The organism is Bacteroides sp. AM10-21B, from assembly GCF_003472565.1.
Lineage (GTDB): Bacteria > Bacteroidota > Bacteroidia > Bacteroidales > Bacteroidaceae > Bacteroides > Bacteroides propionicigenes.
In genome coordinates, this window is sequence record NZ_QRME01000002.1 from 365,254 (window position 1) to 390,839 (window position 25,586).

Sequence of the window (25,586 nt, forward strand, 5' to 3'; positions counted from 1 at the left end):
ACTACTTTGCAGCCTTATCGCCTTTTTACAGCGTCAATACCGATTTTACGTCTACATCTTTGCCGAATACATCCTTTCCGTGCAGGTCTTTCAATTCGATGATGAAGTTTACGTATATCTTTTGGGGATTCATCTTCTTTACCAATTTGCAGGCGGCTTCCATTGTTCCGCCGGTAGCCAAGAGGTCGTCGTGCAGCAATACTACGTCATCCGGTTCGATGGCATCCTTGTGGATTTGTACCGTATCTTTGCCATACTCCTTGTCGTAACTTTCTTCGATTGTTTCTGCGGGCAGCTTTCCGGGCTTGCGCATGGGGACGAATCCGGCACCTAAGCGAGTGGCAAGGATGGGGCCCATAATGAAACCTCTGGATTCTATGCCCACTACTTTGGTTATACCTTTGTCCTTATACATTTCATACAAGGTGTCTGAAAGCTCTTGCAGTGCAGACGGATTTTTAAACAAGGTAGTTACGTCGTAGAATAAAATTCCGGGAATTGGGAAATCGGGAATTTCCCGAATGCTCTTAGCAAGTGTTTCTTTGCTCATAATCAGTTTATTTAATACGTTTATTGAATTCTTTGTTTCACGTGGAACGTTGGCTCTCATCGCCCGCAAAGTACCAGTAGTACGTTGATGTCGCTTGGCGACACTCCCGGAATCCGGCTTGCCTGCGCTATAGTTTCCGGGTCAATCTTTACTAACTTCTGGCGGGCTTCGGTAGAAAGGGATTGAATGGAGTTATAATCAAATTTCCCTTTTATCTTTATGCTTTCCAGCCGGGCCAGTTTGTCGGCTATGATTCGCTCGCGTCCTATGTAACCCTCGTACTTTATAAGTATCTCTGCGGCTTCAATGATTTCATCTTTCCTGTCCGTAACTTTATCCAGTTCCCGACGGAAAGCGCTGACATTCTCTGCCATATTCTCCAGGGTTACTTGCGGGCGGTTTATTAAGTCTACCAACTTGCATCCTTGGCGGAGCGGAGTAGTGCCGAGCTGTTCCAGTACCGGATTAATTAATGCCGGTTTCATCGAATAACTCCGTGCGAACTCTATGATGTTTGTAATGGCTTCGCGTTTGCTCTTTAGTAATTCATAGCGGTCTTCTTTTGCGAGCCCCAGTTTCCATGCTCTTTCGGTAAGTCTCATGTCGGCATCATCCATGCGGAGAAGAATACGGTATTCCGCACGTGAGGTAAACATACGGTAAGGCTCGTCAACGCCTTTGGTCACTAAATCGTCGATTAATACGCCGATATACGCTTCGTCTCGTGCAAGGGTGAAGGGCTCTCCGCCATGGCAATTGATATGCGCATTGATACCCGCAATGATTCCTTGTCCGGCAGCTTCCTCGTAGCCGGTTGTTCCGTTTACTTGTCCGGCAAAGAAGAGGTTTTTGATTTTCTTCGTTTCCAACGTATGTTTTAGTTGGGTAGGGTCGAAGAAATCATATTCTATTGCATAGCCGGGACGATAAATCACGAGGTCGCGGAATGCCGGAATCTTTTTCAGAGCCTCAATCTGTATGTTCATGGGCAGGGAAGAAGAGAAGCCGTTCAGGTAAAGTTCCTGAGTTGTTTCACCTTCCGGCTCCAAGAAAAGCTGGTGCTGTCCTTTATCGGGAAAGGTTACGATTTTGGTTTCTATACTGGGGCAATAGCGGGGACCTATGCTTTGAATCTGTCCGTTGAAAAGGGGAGAATCCGGTAATCCTTCACGAAGGATGCGGTGTACTTCTTCGTTGGTGAAGCAAGTCCAGCATGGCAATTGCTTCAGGTGACGTACGCCGTTATTCATAAAAGAGAATTTATGGAAGTCGTTCTCTCCGTCTTGAATCTCCATGTCCTCGTAGTGTACGCTTCGTCCGTCGATGCGTACGGGAGTTCCCGTCTTCATTCGTCCGTACGTGATGCCGTGTCGGGCGATGGATTCGGTCAGTTGGTAAGATGCGGGTTCTGCCATACGTCCTCCCGGAAGCATGGTGCGTCCCACGTGCATCAGTCCGTTCAGGAAAGTTCCGGCAGTCAGCACAACGCATTTGGCACGGAAAGTTACTCCCCAGAGGGTGGTAAGTCCGACTACTTCGCCGTTTTCAACGAGAATTTCGCGTACGGTGTCTTGCCAGATGTGCAAGTTGGGCGTATTCTCCAGAATCTCGCGCCATGCCCAGATGAATTTGTTACGGTCGCATTGCGCGCGCGGGCTCCACATGGCGGGACCTTTGGAGCGGTTCAATATGCGGAACTGGATAGCTGTCTTATCGGTCACCAATCCCATATATCCGCCTAAGGCATCTATTTCGCGTACAATCTGTCCTTTGGCAATACCGCCTACGGCAGGGTTACAACTCATTTGACCTATCTTATTCATGTCCATTGTAATAAGACAGGTCTTTGAACCCAAGTTTGCGGCAGCGGCAGCGGCTTCACAACCGGCATGTCCGGCGCCGATTACAATAACGTCATACTTAAACTCCATTCATTCAATCTCTTTTAAAACCTTGCAAAGTTACTAAAAAGTTATTTTGTAGCCGCGATTTCTTTCTTTTCCTTGTGAATTCTTAGGAAATTCTTCGTTTGAAATCTTTCGTATTCCTTGTGTGTAATGCAGACTTGCAGCCTGTATAATCTCTTTCTCTTTTATGTAAAATGTGCTAATACTACATTTCTTTCTTCATTTTCCAACTGCGGGCTCTACGGTTGCCAACTGTGTGCCCGACAGCCCGCAGCTGGCAACCGTAGAGCCCGCAGTTGGAAAACGAAGAAAAGTATGTAGCAAAAGGGTATTTTGTATAGGGTAAAACAAGGAAATGAAAGGAGAATTAGCAAAAAAGAGCTTGTTTATATAAGAGTTGTAATTGTTGTAATGCTTTGATTAATAATGGCTTATGCTTGTTTTTGGTATCGAAGGATAATTTGTCAGCACCGTTGTCACCCTTGTCGTCACATCCGCAAACCCTTTGCTGCAGAGGGATGCAAGGCAATTGGTGACGAGTGACGAGAAATAATGCAAACTCAAAACTCAGTATAACCTTCTCTTTTCACCGCATGGCAAGTGCCTTGTTTTCGGCAGCCTCCATAATCTCCCGTTCGCCCGGGCCTTTATCGTTGATACCGCAAAGATGCAGGATACCATGTATGATGACACGATGCAATTCTCGTTCGTAGTCATTGCCGGCAAACTGTTCGGCATTAGTGCGTACCGTATCAAGGCTGATGAAGAGGTCGCCGCTCAGACGGTTTCCTTCGCAATAATCAAAGGTGATGATATCCGTATAATAATCGTGTTGGAGATATTGACGGTTTACTTCGAGTATCTTCTCGTCCGAACAGAAAATATAGGCGATTTCACCGATTTTTTTCTCATAGGTGGCGGCAACGGCTTTAATCCATTCCGTAACTTCGCGCTTCTTGATTGCAGGCATTTCAACGCCGTCTGTCTGATAACTTATCATATTATTGTATTTTTAAAAGAAGAACATATAGCTGATGATGATAGCGGCGATGATACCGGAAAAGTCGGCTATCAGACCGCAGGTAACGGCATTGCGTGTTTTCGTGATACCTACACTGCCGAAGTAAACGGCAAGGATATAGAAAGTAGTGTCCGAGGCACCGCGTGCCACGCAACTCATACGGCCGACAAATGAATCGGCTCCGTATTCCTTCATTGTATCAATCATCAGTCCGTTGGCTCCACTGCCGCTTAACGATTTCATCAATGCCGTTGGCAATGCGCCTACAAAACTGGTATCTACTCCAAACAGACCGACGATATAACCGATACCGTCCACTATGATGTCCATTGCTCCTGAAGTGCGGAATACAGCGATTCCAACGAGGAAAGCCACCAGATAAGGGATGATGCGTATAGCGGTTGTAAATCCTTCTTTAGCACCTTCTATAAAGGCATCGTACACGTTAATTTTCCTCCACAAGCCCCACAGGATAAAAAGGAGAATGATAGAAAAGAGTATGATATTGGCAACCAATGTGGAATAAACTCCCATTTCTTCGCGGCTTACTTGAGTGAACAAGTAAATAAGTCCGGAAAAGAACAGGCTGATGCAGCCAATCAGAATGAGGATAGGCTTGCTCAGCAAGTTTATCCGTTGTGCGATGCTGACGGCGGTTACACCGACAACGGTGGAGATGGCGGTGGTAATCAACGTAGGGATGAAAATATCCGTAGGTTGTGCAGCGCCCATTTGCGAACGGTACATCATGATGCTGACGGGTATCAGTATCAGCCCGGATGTGTTCATTACCAGAAACATAATCATCGGGTTGGTGGCGGTATCTTTCTTCGGATTAAGCTCCTGAAGTTCTTTCATGGCTTTCAGACCCATGGGGGTAGCGGCATTGTCCAGTCCCAGCATATTGGCGGAAAGATTCATGAAAATGGAACCCATGGCGGGATGTCCTTTTGGAATCTCCGGAAAGAGACGGCAGAATACAGGGCTCAGCCAGCGCGAAAGCGCATTTATCATGCCGCTGTTCTCACCGATTTTCATGACGCCTAACCATAAGGACAGAATACCCGTCAGTCCCAATGATATTTCAAATGCTGTCTTAGAGGAGTCGAATGTAGAGTTGACAAGCTCCGTAAATATCTCTGTATCTCCCATGAACAGGAGTTTGCAGAGCGCCACAATGAAAGCGATTACGAAAAATGCTACCCAGATGTAATTTAAAACCATAAAATAACGCGTTGATTTTCTGCAAAAGTAGGAATATCTTTCCATTTAGCGTGGAAAAATAGCTATTTTTGTCGGATAAGATTACGAATTATAAAGGATATGAGACAGCAGGCTAAAGAGATAGAGCGGGAGATAAGAGAATATATCGACCCGGTGAAAAAGGAATATCTTCCCCGTTTCTTCAAGACGGGAAAGGGGCAGTATGGAGAGGGTGATAAATTTTTAGGGGTAGTGGTTCCGAATACCCGTTTGGTGGCCAAGCGGCATAAGGATGCTCCTTTTGAGGTAATGGCGGAGCTGCTGCAAAGTCAGTGGCACGAGTGCAGGCTTTGTGCTTTGCTGATGTTGGTGGAACGTTTTAAGAAAAGCGATGAAAAGGGGAGAAAGCTCATTTATGATTTCTATCTTTCGCAAACGGCGCGTATCAATAACTGGGATTTGGTAGACTTGTCCGCCCCGGGTATTGTGGGAGAATATCTGAAGGATAAATCCCGCGAAGACCTTTATCGCTTGGCAGACAGTAAACTGCTTTGGGATCAGCGCATTGCGGTAGTTTCTACTTATACACTCATCAAAAATGGTGATTTCATCGATATTCTGGCTCTTGCGGAACGGTTGTTGCATCATCCGCACGATTTGATGCGGAAAGCAGTGGGATGGATGCTGCGTGAGATGGGAAAAAGGGATAGGGACTTGCTGGTACAGTTTCTTGAGAAATATTGTAAGGTGATGCCGCGAACAATGTTGCGTTATGCCATAGAGAAATTCCCGGAAGAAGAAAGGAAGGAGTTTATGAAACGTTGAAAGATTTCTTTATCTTTGTCGCTGTATATACTGATTTTTAATGGAACAAGAAGATTTTAACATACGCGAGCATCAACTGACCAGCAAAGAACGTGACTTTGAGAACGCTCTCCGCCCTTTGAACTTTGAGGATTTCAGCGGGCAGGATAAGGTAGTTGACAATTTGCGTATTTTTGTGAAGGCCGCCCGTCTCAGGGGAGAAGCCTTGGATCATGTGCTGCTTCATGGTCCTCCCGGATTGGGAAAGACTACGCTTTCCAATATTATAGCCAACGAATTGGGGGTAGGTTTCAAGATTACTTCCGGTCCGGTGCTCGACAAGCCGGGTGATTTGGCCGGTGTCCTTACCAGTTTGGAACCGAATGATGTGCTTTTCATCGACGAAATACATCGGTTGAGTCCCGTAGTGGAAGAGTATCTGTACTCGGCTATGGAAGATTATCGTATTGATATTATGATAGACAAAGGCCCGTCGGCACGAAGCATACAGATTGATTTGAATCCGTTTACTTTGGTGGGCGCTACCACCCGTAGCGGTTTGCTGACAGCTCCGTTGCGTGCCCGTTTCGGAATCAATCTCCATTTGGAGTATTATGACGACGATGTGTTGAGCGGTATTATTCGCCGTTCGGCAAGCATTCTCGATGTGCCGTGTTCTACAAGGGCTGCTTCGGAGATTGCAGGTCGTAGTCGTGGCACGCCGCGTATTGCCAATGCCTTGCTGCGCCGTGTAAGAGACTTTGCACAGGTGAAAGGTTCGGGCAGTATTGACACGAAAATCGCTAACTTTGCCCTCGAAGCGCTTAATATTGATAAATACGGTCTGGATGAGATAGACAATAAAATACTTTGTACCATCATTGATAAGTTCAAAGGCGGTCCGGTAGGTTTGACAACCATTGCTACAGCTTTGGGTGAAGATGCAGGCACTATCGAAGAAGTTTATGAACCGTTCCTCATAAAAGAAGGCTTTCTGAAGCGTACCCCTCGCGGGCGTGAAGTGACGGAACTGGCCTACAAACATTTGGGACGAAGCCTTTACAACAGTCAGAAGACGTTATTTAATGATTAACGTTTTCTGATAAATGGTTGGTACGTAGTATAATAAACACTAAATAACGTGGCTGGATTAAAATCATTGGCAAAAGAAACTGCCATTTATGGGTTGAGCAGTATTGTGGGGCGTTTCCTCAATTATCTGTTGGTGCCCGTATATACTATGGCCTTGTCTGCACAGTCGGGGGGCTATGGGGTTGTGACGAATATTTATGCATGGGTGGCTTTGTTGCTGGTGCTGCTGACGTGTGGTATGGAGACGGGCTTTTTTCGCTTTGCCAATAAAGGAGAAGATGATCCGATGCGCGTGTATTCCACCACTTTGCTCAGTGTGGGTATCGGTGCGCTGACATTCCTTGCTCTGGGGCTGTTGTTTCTTCAACCTATCGCCAACTGGCTGGAGTATGGAGAACATCCCTGGTATGTGGGAATGATGATGATTGTAGTGGCAATGGATGCTATTCAAAGTATTCCTTTCGCTTATTTGCGTTATAAGAAACGTCCCATTAAGTTTGCGGCGCTCAAGTTGTTGTTCATTTTCCTGAACATAGCTTTGAACTTGATTTATTATGTCTGGATGAAAGGCGATGATGTAGCATACGCATTCCTCTTCAATCTTATATGCACCTCCACCATTATGCTTTGCATGATACCCGAATTGCGCGGCTTCGCTTATGTGCTGGATAAAAAGCTGTTGAAGCGGATGCTTGCTTACAGCTTGCCGTTGTTGGTGTTGGGCATTGCGGGTATTTTGAATCAGGTGGCGGACAAGATCATCTTTCCCTTTGTGTATCCTGACGAGACGGAAGCAACCGTACAGCTCGGTATCTATGGAGCCGCCAGTAAGATTGCAATGGTGATGGCGATGCTGACACAGGCTTTCCGCTATGCTTACGAGCCTTTTGTGTTTGGTAAAAGTCGTGATAAGGATAATAAGCAGGTATATGCGCAAGCCATGAAGTTCTTTATCATCTTTACACTGGTCGCTTTTCTGGCAGTGATGTTCTATCTGGATATTCTCCGGCACATCATCGGGCGTGACTATTGGCCCGGTTTGCGTGTTGTTCCTATCGTAATGGCTGCGGAAATCTTTATGGGAATTTATTTTAATCTCTCTTTTTGGTATAAGCTGATTGATGAAACGCGTTGGGGGGCTTATTTCTCATTGATAGGTTGCACAATTCTGGTGGTGATGAACATTCTTTTAATTCCGAGATTCAGTTATATGGCTTGTGCATGGGCCGGGTTTACGGGCTACGGAGTCGCAATGCTACTCTCTTATTTTGTCGGTCAGAAGAAGTATCCGATTCAATATGATTTAAAGTCGATAGGACGCTATGTGTTGTTGGCGGCGGTGCTTTATGTAGCTGCGGAATATGTGCCGATTGAGAATATTTATTTGCGTATGGCGTTCCGTACACTGTTATTGTGCTTGTTTATAGCTTATATCATAAAGCGTGATTTACCGCTTAATCAAATACCTGTTATCAATCGTTTTATCCGAAAATAGATTAATCTTATGGAACAACCGGCCAATCCTAACAGAAACACATTTGCCGTCAAGAACTTTTTGAAAGAGTATCTCGATTTACGCAAAGATAAAGACAACGAACTCGAAACGGTGGATTCCATCCGTAAGGGTGTTGAGTTTAAGGGAGCCAATTTGTGGATTCTGATATTTGCTATCTTTATGGCTTCACTCGGTCTGAATGTTAATTCCACCGCTGTAATTATCGGTGCGATGCTTATCTCACCGCTGATGGGACCTATCATGGGGGTGGGGCTTTCAGTCGGTCTGAATGACTTTGAACTGATGAAACGCTCACTGAAAAGCTTCCTGATAACTACGCTGTTCAGTGTCACCACAGCTACCATCTTCTTTTTGGTCAGCCCTGTTGCCGAAGGGCAGTCGGAATTGCTGGCGCGTACTTCACCTACGATTTATGACGTATTCATCGCATTAATGGGCGGTCTTGCAGGGGTAGTGGCTCTCTCCACAAAGGAGAAGGGTAATGTAATCCCGGGTGTTGCCATTGCTACGGCGCTGATGCCGCCGCTGTGTACGGCAGGTTATGGGCTGGCAACGGGAAACCTGATTTATTTCCTCGGTGCATTCTACCTTTATTTCATTAATTCCGTATTTATCAGTTTGGCTACTTTTATCGGTGTACGGGTAATGCATTTCCAGCGCAAAGAGTTTGTAGACAAGAACCGTGAAAAGAAGGTACGGAAATATATTGTACTGATAGCCGTTCTTACGATGTGCCCGGCTGTGTACCTTACGGTAGGGATTATTCAGGACACTTTCTTTGAAAGTGCGGCCAACCGTTTTGTAAACGAACAGCTTGCTTTTGAGAATACGCAGGTATTGGATAAGAAAATCCACCACGAAGGCAAGCGCCATGAGATACGCGTGGTCTTGATAGGGCAGGAAGTGCCGGAAGCCTCTATTGCCATAGCCCGCAGTAAAATGAAAGATTATAAGTTGGATAATACCAAATTGGTTGTGCTTCAAGGTATGAATAACGAGTCGGTGGATATTTCTTCTATCCGTGCCATGGTGATGGAAGATTTCTACAAGAACAGCGAACAACGTCTGGTGGAGCAGAAACAACAAATATCTTCGTTGGAGAAGAATTTGGAACAATACCGGAAGTACGATGAATTGGGTAAAAAGATTATCCCTGAATTGAAAGTGCTGTATCCTTCCGTTAAATCGGTTTCCATTTCTCATGCGCTTGAGCTGACGGTCGATTCAGTACGGATAGATACCGTTACACTTGCTGTTTTAAAATTCGGCAAGCATCCGGATGCTCATGAAAAGGAGAAAATAACCGAATGGCTGAAAGCGCGCACCGGTTCCAAACTGTTGAGGCTGATTGCTGAATAAAATTCGGATAACTGAGTATGTACGCTCTGAATGACAGATAGCAAAAAAATAAAGTAAAGAACAAGATGAAATTGAGATTCGTAATTATAGCCGTTTGTTGCTTTTTTACATTGGCTGTACAGGCAGATGAGGGAATGTGGATGTTGGGCAACCTGAATAAGCAGACACGCCGCGCGATGAAAGAGCTTGGTTTACAAATGTCGGCAGACAAACTATACAGCTCTAAACGCCCCTCGTTGAAAGATGCAGTAGTCAGTTTCGGCGGTTTTTGCTCGGGAGTGGTCGTGTCGGCAGACGGGTTGGTATTTACGAATCACCATTGCGGCTTCAGCTGTGTCCAGCAACATTCTTCTGTGGAGCATGATTATCTGAAAGACGGTTTTGTTGCACATAACCGTAGCGAAGAATTGCCGAATCCTGAACTTTATGTCCGTTTCTTGTTGCGGACGGAAAATGTTACGAAGCGGGTGCTTGGTGCGGTAAAGCCGGAGATGAACGAATCGGAACGTTCCGGTGCGGTGGATTCGGTGATGTTTGCCATCAGTGAAGAAGTGGCGCATAAAGACTCTACTCTGGTAGGGATTGTAGATGCCTACTATGGCGGCAATGAATTCTGGTTGTCCATTTATCGCGACTATAACGATGTCCGGCTGGTGTTTGCGCCGCCTTCTTCGGTAGGTAAGTTCGGTTGGGATACGGATAATTGGGTGTGGCCGCGCCATACAGGCGATTTCTGCGTATTTCGTATCTATGCTGATAAGAATAACCGCCCGGCGGATTATTCGCCGGACAATGTCCCTTATCACCCCGAATACGTAGCGCCGATTTCTTTGGACGGGTATAAAGAGGGTTCTTTTTGCATGACATTGGGTTATCCGGGCAGAACGGAGCGTTATCTCTCTTCGTTTGGTATTGAAGAGATGATGAATAATGATAATCAGGCGCAAATAGATGTCCGGGGCATCAAGCAGGCTATCTGGAAACGCGAAATGGATAGGAGAGACAGTATCCGCATAAAGTATGCTTCCAAATATGACGAGAGTTCCAATTATTGGAAGAACAGTATCGGAGTGAACCGGGCTATCCGGAAACTGCATATTTTGGAAAAGAAGCGTGCAATGGAACAGGAACTTCGCCGATGGATACAACAGACACCTGAAGAACGTGAGAAACTGTTGCGGTTGTTCCCTGACTTGGAACTGGACTATAAAAATGCCCGCGAAGCCAATCATGCACTGGCTTATTTTGCCGAATCTTTCCTGAATGGTCCCGAGCTGGTACAATTGGCATTGTCCATTTTGAATTTTGATTTCGAAGGGGAGCAGAAAACGGTTGTGGCCAATCTGAAAGCGATTGTAGAAAAATATGCCAATCTGGATTTGGAAATCGACAAGGAAGTCTTTACGGCCATGCTGAAAGAATATCGTTCCAAGGTCGATTCTACCTATTTACCGGAGTTTTACGGTACGATTGCTACCCGGTACGGCGGCGATGACAAGGCCTATGTGGATAGTTTGTATGCTTCTTCGGAATTGACCACTCCTCGCGGACTAAAACGCTTTTTGGAACGGGATACCACGTATCATATCTATGACGACCCAGCCATAAGTCTGGGTATTGACCTGATTGGCAAGATGTTTGAAATTAATATGCAGACGAGAGAACCGGTCATGAATATTGCCCGTAATGAACGTTTGCTGAATGCCGCCATACGCAGAATGTATTCGTCCCGTAATTTCTATCCGGACGCCAATTCCACCATGCGTTTGAGTTTTGGTACGGTATGCGGATATACTCCGTTTGACGGCGCTGAATACGATTATTATACAACAACCAAAGGTATTCTTGAAAAAGTAAAGGCCCATGCAGGCGATGTGGATTTTGAGGTGCAACCGGAACTTCTTTCTTTGTTCTCCAACCGTGATTTTGGCAAATATGCCGATGAAAAGGGAGAAATGAGCGTTTGCTTTATCTCCAATAACGATATAACCGGCGGCAATTCGGGAAGTGCTATGTTCAATTCGGAAGGCGAACTTCTCGGCTTGGCTTTTGACGGTAATTGGGAAGCGATGAGCAGCGATATACTCTATGAACCGAAGATGCAGCGTTGCATCGGGGTGGATGTACGCTACATCTTGTTCATGATAGAGAAATACGGTAAAGCCGGGAATTTGATACGGGAACTGAAAATTGTTCCCGCAAAATAGCCGATTACACTATCCCTCTGATGCGGTCGTCGAAAGCAGGCAATGCTGTTTTAGCTCCTTCACCCATAGCCATGACAATTTGTTTGTAGGGTACGTCGGACACGTCTCCGGCAGCATAAACACCCGGAAGTGTAGTACGGCAGGATGCGTCTTTCTTTCCGTCGCCTATCACTCGGGTAGTTTGTGAAGAAGTGAATATCTCTACGTTAGGAAGGCTTCCGACCTTTTCCTGTAACACCTGATCAGCTTTCAGCGTATCGGCAAACTCGAAGACAGTAATTTTTTTGCTTTTGCAAGGAAGAAATAGAGATAGTCTTTACATAACAATATGCGTCGTATGGGGGTACGATTAAATCTTACCGACCAAATCGATGCTTGGCTTCAAAGTCGCACTGCCTTTCTTCCATTTGGCGGGACAAACTTCACCGTCGTGAGTAGCTACGAATTGCGCAGCTTCCACTTTACGCAGCAGTTCGTCTGCATTACGCCCGATGTTGTTGTCCTGAATCTCGGCAATCTTGATTTTACCTTCAGGATTTACAAGGAATGTACCGCGATAAGCCATACCTTCTTCTTCAATCATCACACCGAATGCGCGGCTTAATGTACCTGTCGGGTCTGCCAACATCGGGTATTTAATCTTGCGGATGCTTTCGGAAGCATCATGCCATGCCTTATGTACAAAGTGAGAGTCTGTACTTACAGAATAGACCTCTACATCCATGGATTGGAATTGGTCGTATTTTTCTGCAATATCTACTAATTCAGTAGGACATACGAACGTAAAGTCTGCCGGATAGAAAAAGAAAATGGCCCATTTGCCTTTTACATCTTCGTTGGTTACTGTTTTGAAACTTCCGTTCTGGAAAGCCTGAACTTTGAATTCAGGGAGTTGAGAGTTGATAATCGGTTCCATAATTATACTTTTTAAAAGGTTTAGTTTTTTGTTTTACCGATGTAAAAATATAGCATTTTTTCTCGGTAGAACAAAAAATCCGATTGAAAAGTTTTATGCTCCGATAGACAAAATCTATACGAGTACCTGAGCTGCTTTCAGAGAGAGCATTCCCTTAGGTACTGCAGCTGTTATCTCTTGGGTGATTGTTTTTAAGAGTGTGTTGCGGATAAAACTTTGGTTAGTCAGCATGATAATTTGCCGGGTAGGACAGGGGATGGCAAAAGGACGTACCAGCTCTTTCTGCATGCCGTCCAGTTGCAAAACGGCCAGTTCAGGGATGAAAGTGATGCCCTTACCGCTTTCTACCATACGCATAAAGGTTTCCATACTGCCCAGATGGTAGGCTAACTGACTGGCGCGGGCTGCTTTCAGCTGGCAGAAACGCTCCAGCTGGTCTCGAAAACAGTGCCCTTCATCCAGCAGCCAAAGTTGTTCTCCCGTTAAGTCCGAGGTTCGTATAACTTCATTGCTGAAAAGACGGTTCTCTCGTGCAATATAGGCGTAGAACTGTTCGTAGAATAGCGGTGTCTGTTGGAATTCTTCCATTCCTGCCAGACTGGCTACGATTCCGGCATCTATGTCTCCCGTTTGCAAAGCCTTTTTGATATCGTTTGTTTTCATCTCAACCACTCTGATGTCGAGCTGCGGATATTTCTTCATTAGTTGTGGGAAGAAACGTGGCAGTAGATAGGGAGCTATGGTGGGAAGTATGCCCAGTTTGAAAATTCCGCAGAGTGAATGCTTTTCTTCTTCTATAATGTTTTTTATACGATTTGCTTGAACTAACACATTTTGAGCTTGTTCTATGATGTGAACACCGATAGGAGTAGGGCATACAGGTTGCTGGCTGCGGTCAAAAATCTTAGTGTCCAGTTCTTCTTCCAGTTTTTGAATCATGGCGCTCAAAGTGGGTTGTGTAACCCGACAATATTCAGCAGCTTTGGCAAAATGACGGAATTGATTGACAGCAAGTATGTATTCCAGTTGTTGTAAAGTCATAGTAAACAGGGCTTTTGGATATTATATATAGAATCGTTCTATGCAAAGATAGAAATTATCTGTTTGACAAGCATTTATTTGCCGATTATCTTTGCAACAGAAACAAAGAAAAATAGTATGAATTTTTAAAATAGAAAGATTATGAAGACTTTAGATTACTTACATTTGAATGAAAAGAAAGTTGCCAACGTTGTATCAGCATTACATCAGTTATTGGCAGACTTTCAGGTACATTATACCAACTTACGCGGTTTCCACTGGGATATTAAAGGACATGGATTCTTCGTGCTGCACAGCAAGTTTGAAGACATGTACAATGATGCCGCAGAGAAAGTGGATGAAATTGCAGAACGTATCCTGATGTTAGGCGGTACACCCGAAAATAAATTCAGCGAATATCTCAAGGCTGCCAAGGTAAAAGAAATTTCCGGTATTACTTGTGGCGGTGAGGCTGTTGACCATATCCTCGAAACCTATAGTTATCTTATCGGTGAAGAAAGAAAAGTAATTGAACTGGCCAGTGAAGCCGGTGATGACGCCACCGCCGACTTAATGACCAGTTACCTGAAAGAGCAGGAAAAAATGGTTTGGATGCTTGTTGCTTTCAGCACTAAGAGCTGTACAAAGTAGGGGATAAAGTAGTAAGTTGGTAGGGTGATAAGGTGATGATACATCGTTTTATCACCCTATAATTTTATCGTTTCGCTTATCACCTTTTTAGAATAATGACGGTTACGGCTGAGATAATGAGCAGAATACCCAGCGCTATGCTTCGGGTAAGCGGTTCTCCAAAAATGGTAATGCCGACGCATACCGCTGTTACAGGCTCCATAGCTCCCAATACGGATGTCAGTGTGGAGCCTATGTTTTTGATGGCGCGTACCAGTGCGAGATTGGATATTACGGTAGGCACTAATGCCAGCATCACCAGGTTGCCTAATGTGGTGCGGTCCGGAATAGCCTGCAATCCTATGCCGGAAGCTTCTGTCCCTGTGAATAGCAGGATGCCGCCGAATAAAAAGACATAAAACGTCATTTTAAGCCCTTTCATTTCAAGATTCTTCAACTGGCTTACAGCTACCAAATAGAGAGCATATCCCAGCGCAGAGAGCAAAACAATGAATATGCCGAGCCAAGTGATACTTCCCGTACTATCTCCGCCGGATAGAAAGAATACACCGGCTATTGCAAGCGCAATAGCCGCCATACGCCACATGGATTTTTTCTCATGGAAGAAAATCATCATGATGAGCGTGGTCAGCACCGGATACATAAAATGAAGGGTGGTAGCCACACCGCTCGACATGAACTGATATCCCCAAAAGAGGAATACGGCGGAGCTGTCGTAAAGGCATGCCAGCAACAGAAGCGGCAGTATCTCCTTACGGCGTATGCGGAAAGATTGTTTGTCGAGCAGCAATATGCCTGCCAATGCCAGCATAGCAAAAAGAAAACGGTATAATAGGATAGACCAGAAATCCATTCCTTGCTGCATGGCAGGAATCGTGAACAACGGAATCAATCCGAAGCTCGCGGAAGATAATAGCCCGTATAAAAAACCATTGACTTTATTCACGCCACTTATTTATTTCTTTTTAGGTGTCCGTCTTGCCCAGCCCTCTTCGCTGAAGTCGGGTTCTGAATCTTTAAACTCATTATTGCCTTGGAAGAACTGTTTCCAATCGTCTTTTTTACCGCGTGCTTTGGTGTAACCGCGTTCTTCACGACTGGGCTTGTCCTTCTTCTTGTCGGTAGCAGCATATTCGGTTTTGTCCTTGCGCTTGCCGGCAGATTCGCTGCGGCGGTCGTCCTTGTAACTGCGTTTTTTGCCGTCAAACTCCTTTTTGCCATAATTGCCGCCTTCGGTTCTGCGTTTTCCTTTGGGGGTATCCTTTCCTTCTTCCCCTGCAATTTCTACGGAAACTTTACGACCGTTCCAGTTGGCGCGGTTTAAGGCTTTCACAACGTTGTTGGCTTCTTTTTCTTCCACTTCAAAAAAAGAGAATTTCTGCATCAGGTCGATACGGCCCAGCTCAACACGCCCGCGAGTGTTACTGTTCAGGAGACTGATAAGTTCATTCGGGAAGAAATTGTCCATTTTGCCGAGATTGATAAACAGGCGTTTAAAACCCGGTGCTGCCTGACGGGTACTGTTACTGCGTTCGCCGCCTTTTGCGCTGCGTTCGCTGCCGGTGGCAATCTCTATTTCCTCACGGTCGCGATAGTAGTCCAGGAAACGGTTGAATTCGAGGGAAACCATACGTTTAATCAGGTCTTCTTTGCTCAGCCAGTCCAGTTTGCGGTAAATGTCGGGCATGAAATCACAAATTTCATCCTCATTTACTTTTACTTTCTCAAGCTCGTCAATAACCTTCAACAGCTGTTTCTCGCAGATTTGTTTACCGGTAGGCATTTCTCCTTGGATGAATTTCTTGCTGATAATACGTTCTATTTCACGCATTTTCCCTTTTTCACGCAAGTTGATGATGGCGATGGATGTACCTGTTTTTCCGGCGCGTCCCGTACGCCCGCTGCGGTGTGTGTAGCTCTCCGTATCATCAGGCAAGCCGTAATTGATGACATGGGTAAGATCGTCAACGTCCAAGCCGCGTGCGGCAACATCGGTGGCTACCAACAGTTGCAGGTTGCGTATGCGGAACTTCTGCATGACGGCATCGCGTTGCGCCTGGCTCAGTTCGCCGTGCAAGGCATCGGCATTGTAACCTTCCTGCATCAGCTTGTCGGCAATTTCCTGTGTTTCCTTGCGGGTACGGCAGAAAATGATGCCGTATATCTGCGGATAATAGTCTACAATACGCTTCAGAGCGGCGTATTTATCTTTGGCGTGAACGGTGAAAACCACGTGTTTCACATTGTTTGTGCCCTCATTCTTGCGTCCGATAGTGATTTCCTTTGCGTTGTGCAGATATTTCTTGGAGATACGTGCAATTTCAGGGCTCATAGTAGCGGAGAACAGTAACGTGTTACGCTCTTGAGGCACATCTGCCAGAATGGCGTTGATGCTGTCCGTGAATCCCATGTTCAGCATCTCGTCCGCTTCGTCCATAACTACATTCTGTATGGTGGAAAGGGAGACGGTTTTGCGCTCCATAAGGTCGAGCAGGCGTCCGGGAGTAGCCACGATGATGTGTACTCCCCGTTTCAGGGCGCGTATCTGGCTCTCGATGGACGAACCGCCGTATACAGGCAGTACTCGCAAGCCGTCGATGTATTTAGAATAATCATTCAAGTCACCGGCAATCTGCAAACAAAGTTCGCGGGTAGGGCAGAGAATGAGTGATTGGGGAATTCTATTGTTTACGTTAATTTGCTGTATAAGCGGCAGACCGAACGCTGCGGTCTTTCCTGTTCCTGTTTGTGCCAGTGCTACTACATCATTATTTTCTCCCAAAAGGTAAGGGATTACTTCCTCTTGTACCGGCATGGGACACGCATATCCCATTTCTTCAATGGCGCGGCGTATCTCCGGCGACACACCGAGCTCTTCAAATGTCTTCATTAAATCTTTGTATATCTTTATATTCGGGTGCAAAGATAAGAGTTTTTTGGTGATTAATCACTAATCACTGAGCAAAATACTCCGTAACCTCTTTATTTCGTCTTTGCTCAAGCCGATGCCTTTTCGCAGGTAGGTGTCAATGTCACCATATTTTCGCTCCGCTTCATCTTTGGCGGCATTCAGGAAGTCCTCACGCGCCGAGAACAGGGTAGTGATAGCTTCTTGTGAGCGTGTGGGTAGCTGATAGGCGTATTTAGAGGCGCTTGGAATGTTGAAATAGTCATTACTCAGCCGGTAGTCTTCCATGATTATGTCCTCGTTGACTCCCAGCGAGGCAAGCACCAATGCGGAAACGATGCCTGTACGTCCTTTGCCGGAAGAACAGTGGATAACTACCGGATAGCTGTTCTTGTCCAATAAGATGTCGAATATCTGCCGGTATTCTTTTGTGTATTTGTTTATCAAAGCTCGGTTCATCCGTTCTACCATACGATAGACGGTATCACATTTTATCTTTTCTTCCCGTATGCCTTTCAGTATATCTTCCATATCTCCGGTAGCAAGCGGAATATGTACGACATTGAACCCTTTCTGTAGCGGGGACTGCCTGTCTATTTCCGAGGAAGCCCGCAAGTCAATAAGTGTTTTGATTCCGAGATTTTTGAGTTCCCTGCGTGAGGAACATTCAAGACTGTCTATTTCCGCCGAGCGGTAAATCATTCCCCAACGCGTCTGTTTTTTGGTAGAATAGGAGGGATAACCGCCTAAATCCCGGAAGTTTTGTATGCCGGGGATGTTGACATTACGCGTGGCAATCTTTACACGGTATTTATCCCCAAACAAAAGGGTATAATAGTAACGTTTGGTAGGGTCGTTTGTGATAATGGTCATTTTCAGGTCCGAGATATTGGCGAGGGCAACAGGGGCATCTTCCGGAATGAAATCGGGGTCGGTCGAAGCATATACTTTCACATTCCCTTTGATGAGGGGAACCATTTCCCATTTAACGATACAGTTCCCTACATTGTTTTCTTCGCATACAATGGATATATGTGGAGCTGTGCCGCTACAAGAAGGAAGCAACACTGCCAGAGCAAGCAAGTTCAACAGACTCTTATACATAATTAGTAAACTCTCTAAATGTCGTTTACAGCAAATATATAGTTTTTCGCTGCAGATTATACAGCGTGTATGAAGCTTTTATAATTTTTAAATGATAATTTATTTTTAGGTACGGATTAGAGAGATTTATCAATATTTGTATCTCTCCGCAAACTCGTGTGACACCGAATTACTGTAACTTTTGCAGACCTCTGCGGCAAATTCCATACCGTAACGGATAATTTCATCCCATTTGGCTTCGCTGATGGTGTTCAAGTCGTCATAGCGGATGTCATATTTCAGCAAGCCGTAGATGATGCCCGCATTAAAGTTGTCACCCGCCCCAATGGTACTCACGGCTTTCAGCGGTGGTATATCATATTCCTTGGAGACGGAAGCAGTGCGGAGCGTTATTTTCTCCGCCCCTGCCGTACACAGGAAATTGGGACAGTAGAATTTTATCTTGTCTCTATATATTTTGTCTGCGTCACGCAAATTGTACATATAGAAGAAGTCTTCCTGTGAGCCGCGTACAATGTCTGCGTATTCCAGATTCTCAATGATAGTCGGTGCTAATTTTATAGCTTCTTCCTTATGGGAAGAACGGAAATTGGGATCGTAATAAATGATAGCCTTCTTTTCGTGTGCTTGGTCGAGCAGTTCCAATACTTTCTCGCGCAACACCGGATTCAATGCGTAGTAAGAACCGATGATGACAATGTCGTCTTCTTCCAGTTTGGGGTAGATGACATCCAGCCGTTGTTTGGGATAATCCTTATAGAAAATATACTCAGCGTCGCTGTTATCATTCAGGAAAGCAAGCGATACGGGAGATTTCCCGTCAGGAAACACGTTAACGTGGTCTGTGGAAATATGGTTATCGCGCATGAATTGGAGAATGATATTGCCCACGTGGTCATTGCCTGTCTCACTGATGAAACAGATAGGAACACCGGTACGGCTCAATGAAACTATTCCATTGAATACCGAACCGCCCGGAACGGCAGCCGAAGGTTGCTCGTTACGGAAAATGATGTCTAATATTGTTTCTCCGATGCCGATTACTTTACGCATAATGATCTTGATTTTTCTCCGAGGTAACCGCCGTGGTGACGTTTGGAGTAGTCTTCAATAGTAAATCCGGTTTTCTGCATGGTTTGCACGACCAGAATGTCTCCTATAACGGTCATTACCGTCGTAGAAGTGGTAGGAGTCATACCCAATGTGCAGACCTCCTTGGGACTTCCTGTGCTGAGGCATACATCCGATTCCTGCGCCAGCGGACTGTCCGGATTTCCCGTGATAACAATAAATTTCAGTTTTGGGTTCAGGTTATGTGCCAATTGTGTCAACTCGACAATTTCACGCGTTTTGCCCGAATTGGAAATGAGCAATAACAGATCGTTCTCCTGCAGAATGCCCAAGTCTCCATGCTGTGCCTCACTGGGGTGGAGAAACACGGAAGGAATGCCGGTCGAACAGAAGGTAGTAGCAATATTCATAGCTATTTGCCCTGCCTTACCCATACCGGAAGTTACTAGTTTTCCTTTTTTGCGGTGTACTTGTTCTACGATGAGTTCTACCGCTTTTTCGTATGCGTCCGTTACGGGGATATTCAATACGGCTTGCGCTTCTTTCTGCAAAAGCTCTTGAATGGATGCTATCATTGTCTCAATTTTGATTTATGAATTATAAGTCCGCAAATATCCGTAATTTTCCATAAACGGCAATAAGTTTTATTGTATTTTTGTACCCGCATATTGTTTGTAACGTAAGAATGAAGAATTTAACAGAAGAAATACCGTCTCGCCATAATCTGCACACATTGCCGAACGGATTGCGCATAATCCACGAACCGTCTTTGTCAAAGGTGGCTTATTGTGGTTTTGCAATAGATGCCGGAACGCGTGATGAACTCGAAAACGAGCAGGGTATGGCGCATTTTGTAGAGCACCTTATTTTTAAAGGCACTAAGAAGCGCAAAGCATGGCATATTTTGAACCGTATGGAGAATGTGGGCGGTGATTTGAATGCTTACACTAATAAGGAAGAAACCGTAATTTATTCTGCATTTCTTACCGAACACTTCGGACGCGCTTTCGAGTTATTGACAGATATTGTATTCCATTCCACGTTTCCGCAACGGGAGATTGAGAAGGAGACAGAGGTTATTATAGACGAAATTCAATCGTATGAGGACAATCCCTCTGAACTGATTTTTGATGATTTTGAGGATCTAATCTTTCGCGAGCATCCTTTAGGGCGTAATATCCTCGGTAATCCGGAGCTGTTGAAGAAATTCCGCAGTGAAGATGCTGCCGCTTTTACTTCACGCTTTTATCATCCCGGCAATATGGTGTTCTTTGTTTTGGGTAATATGGATTTCAGGCAAGTGGTGCGCTGGGCAGAGAAACTGTTGGCTGATATTCCGGTTGTGGTTGTTGATAACCGTCGTACGCCTCCGCCTTTATATGTTCCGAAAAATTTGGTTTTGCATAAAGATACTCATCAGGCACATATCATGATTGGAAGCCGGGGGTACAACGCCTACGAGGACAAGCGTACGGCACTCTATTTGTTGAACAACATTCTCGGCGGTCCGGGTATGAACAGCCGATTGAATATAGCCTTGCGCGAACGGCGCGGTTTGGTCTATAATGTAGAGTCCAACCTGACTTCCTACACCGACACCGGAACCTTCTGTATTTATTTCGGTTGCGATCCTGAGGATACAGGCCTTTGCACCCGTCTTGTGTATAAAGAACTGAAGCGTCTGCGTGATACCCGAATGACTCCTTCCCAGCTTGCCGCTGCCAAGAAACAGCTTATCGGTCAAATAGGTGTAGCTTCGGACAATAACGAGAACAATGCCCTCGGTATGGCAAAGACTTTCCTGCACTATAATAAATATGAAACCTCTGAGGCTGTGTTCCGGCGTATTGAGCGACTTACCCCCGAAAATCTGTTGGAAGTGGCAAACGAGATGTTTGCAGAGGATTACTTATCGACACTTATTTACGATTGATAATCTTCTCTATTTATTTTCTTCAGGTTGTTCCAATCGTTTCATGCTGAATTCGCAGCCGCAGTATAGTTGGTTATAGAAGTCATACTCTTTGAGGAGACGGTTGCGACGTTCTTGTAATCCGCCTTTTCGCCAGTTCTGTTCCCAAAAGATTGTACCGGGATAAAGGGTGGCTGCCCGTCTTCCCGCTTCGTTTATCTGATCGAGGCTTTTCCAGCGCGAAGATGCAAGGGTGGTGGTAAAAACAGAAAAGCCATGCTCGGAAGCATAGTGTGCCGTTTCCGTCAGGCGTAGTGTGAAGCACTTCAGGCAACGGCCGCCACGTTCCGGTTCATCTTCCAGCCCCAGCATGGTATTCCGCCAATGGGTGTAGTTGTAATCTGCATCGATGAAATCGAGGTTTTGAGATGTTACAAAGCGAATGGCTTCCTGTTTTCTTATTTCATACTCCTCTTTCGGATAAATGTTGGGATTACAATAAAACACAGTTGGGCAGATGCCGTTTGACAGCATACATTCTATGATGGCAGAGGAACAGGGAGCACAACAGGAATGTAGCAAAACTCTGTTTTCACCGTTGGGAGTTTGAATTTTCAGCATAGTAATGAGTACTTTAAACTTTTAGTTTCATAGCAACGATTTCGCAATACCCATTTCCAGTCCTCTTAGTTCTGCCAGCCCCCTGAGACGGCCGATGCAGGAATATCCCGGATTAGTCTTCTTTTTTAAGTCGTCTACCATTTGGTGTCCGTGGTCGGGACGCATCGGAATGGAGACTTTACGGCGTTGCTGCAGTTCGAGGAAAGCCTTCATTACGTGATACATATCAACGTTGCCCTCCAGATGGTTGGCTTCATAGAAATTGCCTTCTTCATCACGTTGTGTACTACGGAGATGTACAAAGTTGATGCGGTCGCCAAATTGTTCCATTAAGGCTGCGCAGTCATTGGCGCTACTTACACCCAGTGAACCGGTACACAGGCACAGGCCGTTGCTCTTGTTGGGGACAGCGTCAATCAAAGCCTGGAAGTCGGCTCCGCAACTCATGATACGCGGCAATCCCAGAATTGAACAGGGGGGATCGTCCGGATGAATTACCAACTCAACACCGGCTTCATCGGCAACGGGACAAATCTCGCTGAGGAAATAAATCAGGTTGGCGCGCAGTTTCTCGGGAGTGATGTTTTTGTAACGGTCCAGTTCTTTCTGGAACTGTTCCAGTGTGAAGCTCTCTTCCGAACCGGGCAGACCGGCAATCATATTGCGTACAAGCAATTGCTTGTCATCTTCCGTCATCTGTTCAAAGCGGACTTTGGCTTTGGCCTTTTCTTCATCGGTGTAATCGGCTTCCGCACCGGGACGTTTCAGTAGGAAGAGGTCGAAAGCAATGAAGGCGGCACGCTCAAAACGCAAAGCGCGGCTACCATCGGGAAGCTCGTAGGCAAGGTCAGTACGAGTCCAGTCCAATACGGGCATAAAGTTGTAGGTAACGATGTTTACACCACATTTGCCAAGGTTGCGGAGGCTTTCCTTATAGTTATCTATATATTTTTGGAAGTCTCCGGTTTGGGTTTTGATGTGTTCGTGTACGGGTACGCTTTCAACGACAGACCAGCGCAGTCCGACGGCTTCAATCATTTCTTTTCGTTTCATGATTTCTTCCACTGTCCATACTTCGCCGTTGGGTATGTGGTGCAAGGCGTTCACGATGCCGGTAGCTCCGGTTTGTTTGATATCCCATAAGCTGATAGGGTCGTTAGGACCATACCAACGCCATGTTTGTTCACAAAGTATCATAGTATTTATTACTTTTACGATTTACAATTGATTCTTTTATAGTTAAATGGAGAAAGCGTCGAAGCCTCCGTCTACCACTGAAAGTGCTCCGGTAACGAAGCTGGAAGCATCACTGATAAGGTAGTGGATGGTTCCGAAGAGTTCTTCCGGTTCGGCAAAGCGTCCGCATGGAGTGTGGGCGATTATGGTCTTTGCACGGTCTGTGTACGAGCCGTCGGGATTGGTCAACAACGCACGGTTTTGATTGGTCAACAGAAAGCCCGGAACAATGGCATTAACACGGAGCTCGGGACTGAATTTGGTAGCTAACTCGGTTGCCATATAGCGGGTATAGTTGCCGATGGCGGCTTTGGCAGAGCCATAACCTACTACACGCGTCAGCGGACGGAGAGCCGATTCGGAACAGAAGTTAACGATAGCGCCTTTCTTGTTCTTTGCCATGACATCTACGAATACCATGGTAGGAAGTACTGTACCGAAAAGGTTCAAATCTACCACTTTGCGGAATGCGTCTACATCCAGATCGAGTACGGTCTTGTCCGGAGCAATGGTAGCACCCGGCATATTGCCTCCTGCAGCGTTCAACAGTACGTCGATAGTGCCGAAGCGTTCAAGTATGGCTTTCTTATTTTCTTCCAGCACTTCTTTATTCAGTACGTCGGTTACGAGGAACAAGGCTTCAGACTTTTGGTTAAGTTCGGCTTCCAGTTCCTTGCCAATTTCTTCCGCACGATCTAAAACTACGATTTTAGCTCCTTGTTCGGCCAGATAGTTGGCGATGTTTCTCCCCAGGATACCGCAACCGCCTGTAATGACGATTACTTTGTTTTTAATGTCGAATAAGTTTTTCATGATTGAGTTTGTTAATTAATTAAAAGTTAGTTATATGAATTATGTCAAGTTATTGATAGTTCTGTCTGTTACTTTGCTGCAACACCAGTAAGCTCTCCGGTCCCATATTGAACAGTAAATCGATAATACTGAGGTTAGGCAAGAAACCGAGCCTCTCTTGGAATACTTGGTAGTAAGGTTGCGGAAAGAATTCCGGATCTTCCAGACGGAAATCTTTCTTAGGATGAATGCGCTCGCGGAAATCTTTCTCGTCGGAATCGAACTCGGTTTTATATTCTGAGGTACGTCCTATGACGGGTTGTATATCTATCAGTGAACAGATGAGGCGGCAGAGTTCTTCGTTAAAATCGGCTAAAAACTCATATTTCTTTTCATAAAAAGGACGGAAGTCATCTTTGTAATATTCAAAGAAAGGTGTATGGTTGTATGCCGATTCAATGGCATTCCAATGCAGATGGCGCCAATTCCCATGGTCGGAGATACGGATGTCGCGCATAGGACATTTTAGAGTGTCGGGTTTGACAGTGGGAATGGAAAGGGCGAGTTCTCCGTCCGGTGCGGCAATAGTGCAGCGGTTACGATAGGTTTGCTTGATATAATGGTCGTGTTGTTCGATATACACTTGCTCATATACCAGCAATTTTGTATAATACTCAACCGGAGCCAGATAGGCGGAAGAAAGATAGACAGTCATTTAAATTGAGAATTAAAAATTAAAAATTAAAAAATCACCTCACTCTTTTCCACATTCTATTCCAACGATATCCATTGAAAAGCCCCGTTCCTTGTTCTTTAGAAAACCATATGACGGCTGCTTTACCGATAATATGGTCTTTCGGTACAAGACCGAACAAGCGAGAGTCTGACAGATTTATGGAATTATTGGCGCCAACCCAATAGTAATCTTTCGTAAAGTAACAATGCTGTACAGGTTTTCCTTCGATATATAATGTGTCATTTTTGATTTCTGCCTGTTTCTTTTCATGCAATACCAACGTATTTCGTAGTAGTGTCATATTCCAGGGGTACACGCGCACGGCTTTTCCTTTGCCGGGGATGATGAGTGGTTTCAGTACTTCAACAGAATCTTCTGTATCGGCTGGCTCTATCCAATTATTGGTTCCTAAGGCCTGTTCTAATAGATAATACTCATATCTGCTGAAACTGCGTACATTCTTTGCTGTATCTTGCCCCAGCAACACGTTGGGGCAGATGGAAAGAATGGTGAGCAAGGAGTCCAACTGTCTTTCCTTTTTCCGTGGATACGTATAAAGGAACTTCTGGTCCGGGGCATTCTTTTCCGAAGGAATTACGGAAAAAAGAGAATCTACCAACAAGGTGTCTCCCGGTATCCCCAAGCAACGGCTGATAAATACTTCTCTTTGATCGATTGTTGCTTGTGAAAGGTTGGCGGGATTATTGAATACAAGAATATCATCCTTGTGCACAGACTTGTCTGCCCAACGCTGATATCCCCATAAACTCATGAAAGGAAGCCGTAGTCCGTAGCTCCATTTGTTTACTAAGATACGTTCACCGCGGTACAGTGAATTTTCCATTCCTGAGGAAGGTATTAAATAGGAAGTCGCAACACAGCCCCGGAGTAATACCACTATCAGTATCACTCCTGTTATAGTAGCTGCAATCTTCCAGTTCCTTCCTCTCATGGTGTGTA

23 protein-coding genes and 1 pseudogene are annotated in these 25,586 nt (G+C 45.3%); 7 read left to right on the forward strand and 17 right to left on the reverse strand.

Annotated features, from left to right (window positions below; all coding sequences use genetic code 11):
- Positions 1-25: 25 nt before the first annotated feature.
- From DW121_RS03615 to DW121_RS03630, 4 genes are all read right to left on the reverse strand, one after another.
- Complete coding sequence (locus DW121_RS03615; RefSeq protein WP_187120003.1) at positions 26-550, reverse strand: adenine phosphoribosyltransferase; 525 nt, start codon at positions 548-550, stop codon at positions 26-28.
- Between the two features lie 56 nt (positions 551-606).
- The gene (gene mnmG, locus DW121_RS03620) at positions 607-2,481 is read right to left on the reverse strand and encodes a tRNA uridine-5-carboxymethylaminomethyl(34) synthesis enzyme MnmG (protein ID WP_117710513.1); all 1,875 of its coding nucleotides are present in this window, start codon (positions 2,479-2,481) and stop codon (positions 607-609) included.
- A 562-nt stretch (positions 2,482-3,043) separates the two neighbouring features.
- Positions 3,044-3,457, reverse strand: coding sequence for an rRNA maturation RNase YbeY (ybeY, locus tag DW121_RS03625; RefSeq protein WP_117710514.1), 414 nt, complete (start codon positions 3,455-3,457; stop codon positions 3,044-3,046).
- A gap of 12 nt (positions 3,458-3,469) precedes the next feature.
- Positions 3,470-4,702 carry a nucleoside recognition domain-containing protein gene (locus DW121_RS03630; RefSeq protein WP_117710515.1) on the reverse strand — a complete coding sequence of 411 codons (1,233 nt, stop codon included), beginning with the start codon at positions 4,700-4,702 and terminating at the stop codon, positions 3,470-3,472.
- Positions 4,703-4,801: 99 nt separating this feature from the next.
- Here DW121_RS03630 and DW121_RS03635 point away from each other — a divergent pair, with 99 nt between their 5' ends.
- From DW121_RS03635 to DW121_RS03655, 5 genes are all read left to right on the forward strand, one after another.
- Positions 4,802-5,506 carry a DNA alkylation repair protein gene (locus DW121_RS03635; protein WP_118323052.1) on the forward strand — a complete coding sequence of 235 codons (705 nt, stop codon included), beginning with the start codon at positions 4,802-4,804 and terminating at the stop codon, positions 5,504-5,506.
- Positions 5,507-5,546: 40 nt separating this feature from the next.
- Positions 5,547-6,578: a Holliday junction branch migration DNA helicase RuvB gene (ruvB, locus tag DW121_RS03640; protein WP_117710517.1), complete on the forward strand. Its 1,032-nt coding sequence runs from the start codon at positions 5,547-5,549 to the stop codon at positions 6,576-6,578.
- A 48-nt stretch (positions 6,579-6,626) separates the two neighbouring features.
- A complete protein-coding gene (locus DW121_RS03645) occupies positions 6,627-8,072 on the forward strand; it encodes a lipopolysaccharide biosynthesis protein (RefSeq protein ID WP_118323053.1) in 1,446 nt (481 codons plus the stop codon).
- Between the two features lie 9 nt (positions 8,073-8,081).
- Positions 8,082-9,452: a TIGR00341 family protein gene (locus DW121_RS03650; protein WP_118323054.1), complete on the forward strand. Its 1,371-nt coding sequence runs from the start codon at positions 8,082-8,084 to the stop codon at positions 9,450-9,452.
- Positions 9,453-9,517: 65 nt separating this feature from the next.
- Entirely contained in the window at positions 9,518-11,659 is a 2,142-nt protein-coding gene (locus DW121_RS03655) for a S46 family peptidase (protein ID WP_118323055.1), read from the forward strand.
- Between the two features lie 4 nt (positions 11,660-11,663).
- Here the strand turns inward: DW121_RS03655 and DW121_RS03660 are convergent.
- The 3 genes and pseudogenes from DW121_RS03660 to DW121_RS03670 all read right to left on the reverse strand — a co-directional run.
- A pseudogene (locus DW121_RS03660) lies at positions 11,664-11,945 on the reverse strand (FAD-dependent oxidoreductase); the annotation flags it as partial.
- Positions 11,946-12,008: 63 nt separating this feature from the next.
- Positions 12,009-12,575 carry an alkyl hydroperoxide reductase subunit C gene (ahpC, locus tag DW121_RS03665; RefSeq protein ID WP_117710521.1) on the reverse strand — a complete coding sequence of 189 codons (567 nt, stop codon included), beginning with the start codon at positions 12,573-12,575 and terminating at the stop codon, positions 12,009-12,011.
- A gap of 114 nt (positions 12,576-12,689) precedes the next feature.
- Positions 12,690-13,616, reverse strand: coding sequence for a hydrogen peroxide-inducible genes activator (locus tag DW121_RS03670; protein WP_117710522.1), 927 nt, complete (start codon positions 13,614-13,616; stop codon positions 12,690-12,692).
- Between the two features lie 141 nt (positions 13,617-13,757).
- Between DW121_RS03670 and DW121_RS03675 the strand changes: the two genes are divergently transcribed.
- Positions 13,758-14,246 carry a Dps family protein gene (locus tag DW121_RS03675; RefSeq protein WP_118323056.1) on the forward strand — a complete coding sequence of 163 codons (489 nt, stop codon included), beginning with the start codon at positions 13,758-13,760 and terminating at the stop codon, positions 14,244-14,246.
- A 79-nt stretch (positions 14,247-14,325) separates the two neighbouring features.
- Here DW121_RS03675 and DW121_RS03680 read toward each other — a convergent pair whose 3' ends face one another.
- The 5 genes from DW121_RS03680 to DW121_RS03700 all read right to left on the reverse strand — a co-directional run bounded on the left by DW121_RS03680 (position 14,326) and on the right by DW121_RS03700 (position 19,904).
- Positions 14,326-15,192, reverse strand: coding sequence for a DMT family transporter (locus tag DW121_RS03680; RefSeq protein WP_118323057.1), 867 nt, complete (start codon positions 15,190-15,192; stop codon positions 14,326-14,328).
- Positions 15,193-15,201: 9 nt separating this feature from the next.
- On the reverse strand, positions 15,202-17,136 hold the full coding sequence (locus DW121_RS03685) for a DEAD/DEAH box helicase (protein ID WP_118323058.1): 1,935 nt from the start codon (positions 17,134-17,136) through the stop codon (positions 15,202-15,204).
- A gap of 60 nt (positions 17,137-17,196) precedes the next feature.
- A complete protein-coding gene (locus DW121_RS03690) occupies positions 17,197-18,258 on the reverse strand; it encodes a tyrosine-protein phosphatase (RefSeq protein WP_118323059.1) in 1,062 nt (353 codons plus the stop codon).
- 129 nt (positions 18,259-18,387) lie between these two features.
- Positions 18,388-19,311, reverse strand: coding sequence for a carbohydrate kinase family protein (locus tag DW121_RS03695; RefSeq protein WP_118323060.1), 924 nt, complete (start codon positions 19,309-19,311; stop codon positions 18,388-18,390).
- Entirely contained in the window at positions 19,299-19,904 is a 606-nt protein-coding gene (locus DW121_RS03700) for an SIS domain-containing protein (protein ID WP_117710528.1), read from the reverse strand. Before DW121_RS03700 ends, DW121_RS03695 begins: the two co-directional genes overlap by 13 nt.
- A gap of 110 nt (positions 19,905-20,014) precedes the next feature.
- Between DW121_RS03700 and DW121_RS03705 the strand changes: the two genes are divergently transcribed.
- Entirely contained in the window at positions 20,015-21,262 is a 1,248-nt protein-coding gene (locus DW121_RS03705) for a M16 family metallopeptidase (RefSeq protein WP_117710529.1), read from the forward strand.
- Between the two features lie 9 nt (positions 21,263-21,271).
- Here the strand turns inward: DW121_RS03705 and DW121_RS03710 are convergent, their stop codons facing one another.
- Genes DW121_RS03710 through lepB form a run of 5 tightly spaced genes read right to left on the reverse strand, consistent with a single transcriptional unit; the run spans position 21,272 to position 25,578 of the window.
- Positions 21,272-21,862 (reverse strand): epoxyqueuosine reductase QueH, encoded by a 591-nt coding sequence (locus DW121_RS03710; protein WP_117710530.1) that lies wholly within the window; start codon positions 21,860-21,862, stop codon positions 21,272-21,274.
- A 27-nt stretch (positions 21,863-21,889) separates the two neighbouring features.
- Positions 21,890-23,059, reverse strand: a complete 1,170-nt coding sequence (gene uxuA / locus DW121_RS03715) for a mannonate dehydratase (RefSeq protein ID WP_117710531.1) — start codon at positions 23,057-23,059, stop codon at positions 21,890-21,892.
- Positions 23,060-23,101: 42 nt separating this feature from the next.
- Entirely contained in the window at positions 23,102-23,911 is an 810-nt protein-coding gene (locus DW121_RS03720; RefSeq protein WP_118323061.1) for an SDR family oxidoreductase, read from the reverse strand.
- 49 nt (positions 23,912-23,960) lie between these two features.
- Positions 23,961-24,605 carry a WbqC family protein gene (locus DW121_RS03725; protein ID WP_117710533.1) on the reverse strand — a complete coding sequence of 215 codons (645 nt, stop codon included), beginning with the start codon at positions 24,603-24,605 and terminating at the stop codon, positions 23,961-23,963.
- A gap of 34 nt (positions 24,606-24,639) precedes the next feature.
- Positions 24,640-25,578, reverse strand: coding sequence for a signal peptidase I (gene lepB, locus DW121_RS03730; RefSeq protein ID WP_117710534.1), 939 nt, complete (start codon positions 25,576-25,578; stop codon positions 24,640-24,642).
- Positions 25,579-25,586: the final 8 nt, after the last annotated feature.

Coding starts and splice junctions, on each gene's coding strand:
- DW121_RS03710 (WP_117710530.1), bottom strand. CDS start 21,862: ATGCTGAAAATTCAAACTCCCAACGGTGAAAACAGAGTTTTGCTACAT.
- ahpC (WP_117710521.1), bottom strand. CDS start 12,575: ATGGAACCGATTATCAACTCTCAACTCCCTGAATTCAAAGTTCAGGCT.
- DW121_RS03655 (WP_118323055.1), top strand. CDS start 9,518: ATGAAATTGAGATTCGTAATTATAGCCGTTTGTTGCTTTTTTACATTG.
- DW121_RS03695 (WP_118323060.1), bottom strand. CDS start 19,311: ATGCGTAAAGTAATCGGCATCGGAGAAACAATATTAGACATCATTTTC.
- DW121_RS03685 (WP_118323058.1), bottom strand. CDS start 17,136: ATGAAGACATTTGAAGAGCTCGGTGTGTCGCCGGAGATACGCCGCGCC.
- DW121_RS03615 (WP_187120003.1), bottom strand. CDS start 550: ATGAGCAAAGAAACACTTGCTAAGAGCATTCGGGAAATTCCCGATTTC.
- ruvB (WP_117710517.1), top strand. CDS start 5,547: ATGGAACAAGAAGATTTTAACATACGCGAGCATCAACTGACCAGCAAA.
- uxuA (WP_117710531.1), bottom strand. CDS start 23,059: ATGATACTTTGTGAACAAACATGGCGTTGGTATGGTCCTAACGACCCT.
- DW121_RS03635 (WP_118323052.1), top strand. CDS start 4,802: ATGAGACAGCAGGCTAAAGAGATAGAGCGGGAGATAAGAGAATATATC.
- DW121_RS03630 (WP_117710515.1), bottom strand. CDS start 4,702: ATGGTTTTAAATTACATCTGGGTAGCATTTTTCGTAATCGCTTTCATT.
- DW121_RS03670 (WP_117710522.1), bottom strand. CDS start 13,616: ATGACTTTACAACAACTGGAATACATACTTGCTGTCAATCAATTCCGT.
- DW121_RS03725 (WP_117710533.1), bottom strand. CDS start 24,605: ATGACTGTCTATCTTTCTTCCGCCTATCTGGCTCCGGTTGAGTATTAT.
- ybeY (WP_117710514.1), bottom strand. CDS start 3,457: ATGATAAGTTATCAGACAGACGGCGTTGAAATGCCTGCAATCAAGAAG.
- DW121_RS03705 (WP_117710529.1), top strand. CDS start 20,015: ATGAAGAATTTAACAGAAGAAATACCGTCTCGCCATAATCTGCACACA.
- mnmG (WP_117710513.1), bottom strand. CDS start 2,481: ATGGAGTTTAAGTATGACGTTATTGTAATCGGCGCCGGACATGCCGGT.
- DW121_RS03675 (WP_118323056.1), top strand. CDS start 13,758: ATGAAGACTTTAGATTACTTACATTTGAATGAAAAGAAAGTTGCCAAC.
- DW121_RS03700 (WP_117710528.1), bottom strand. CDS start 19,904: ATGATAGCATCCATTCAAGAGCTTTTGCAGAAAGAAGCGCAAGCCGTA.
- lepB (WP_117710534.1), bottom strand. CDS start 25,578: ATGAGAGGAAGGAACTGGAAGATTGCAGCTACTATAACAGGAGTGATA.
- DW121_RS03650 (WP_118323054.1), top strand. CDS start 8,082: ATGGAACAACCGGCCAATCCTAACAGAAACACATTTGCCGTCAAGAAC.
- DW121_RS03720 (WP_118323061.1), bottom strand. CDS start 23,911: ATGAAAAACTTATTCGACATTAAAAACAAAGTAATCGTCATTACAGGC.
- DW121_RS03690 (WP_118323059.1), bottom strand. CDS start 18,258: ATGTATAAGAGTCTGTTGAACTTGCTTGCTCTGGCAGTGTTGCTTCCT.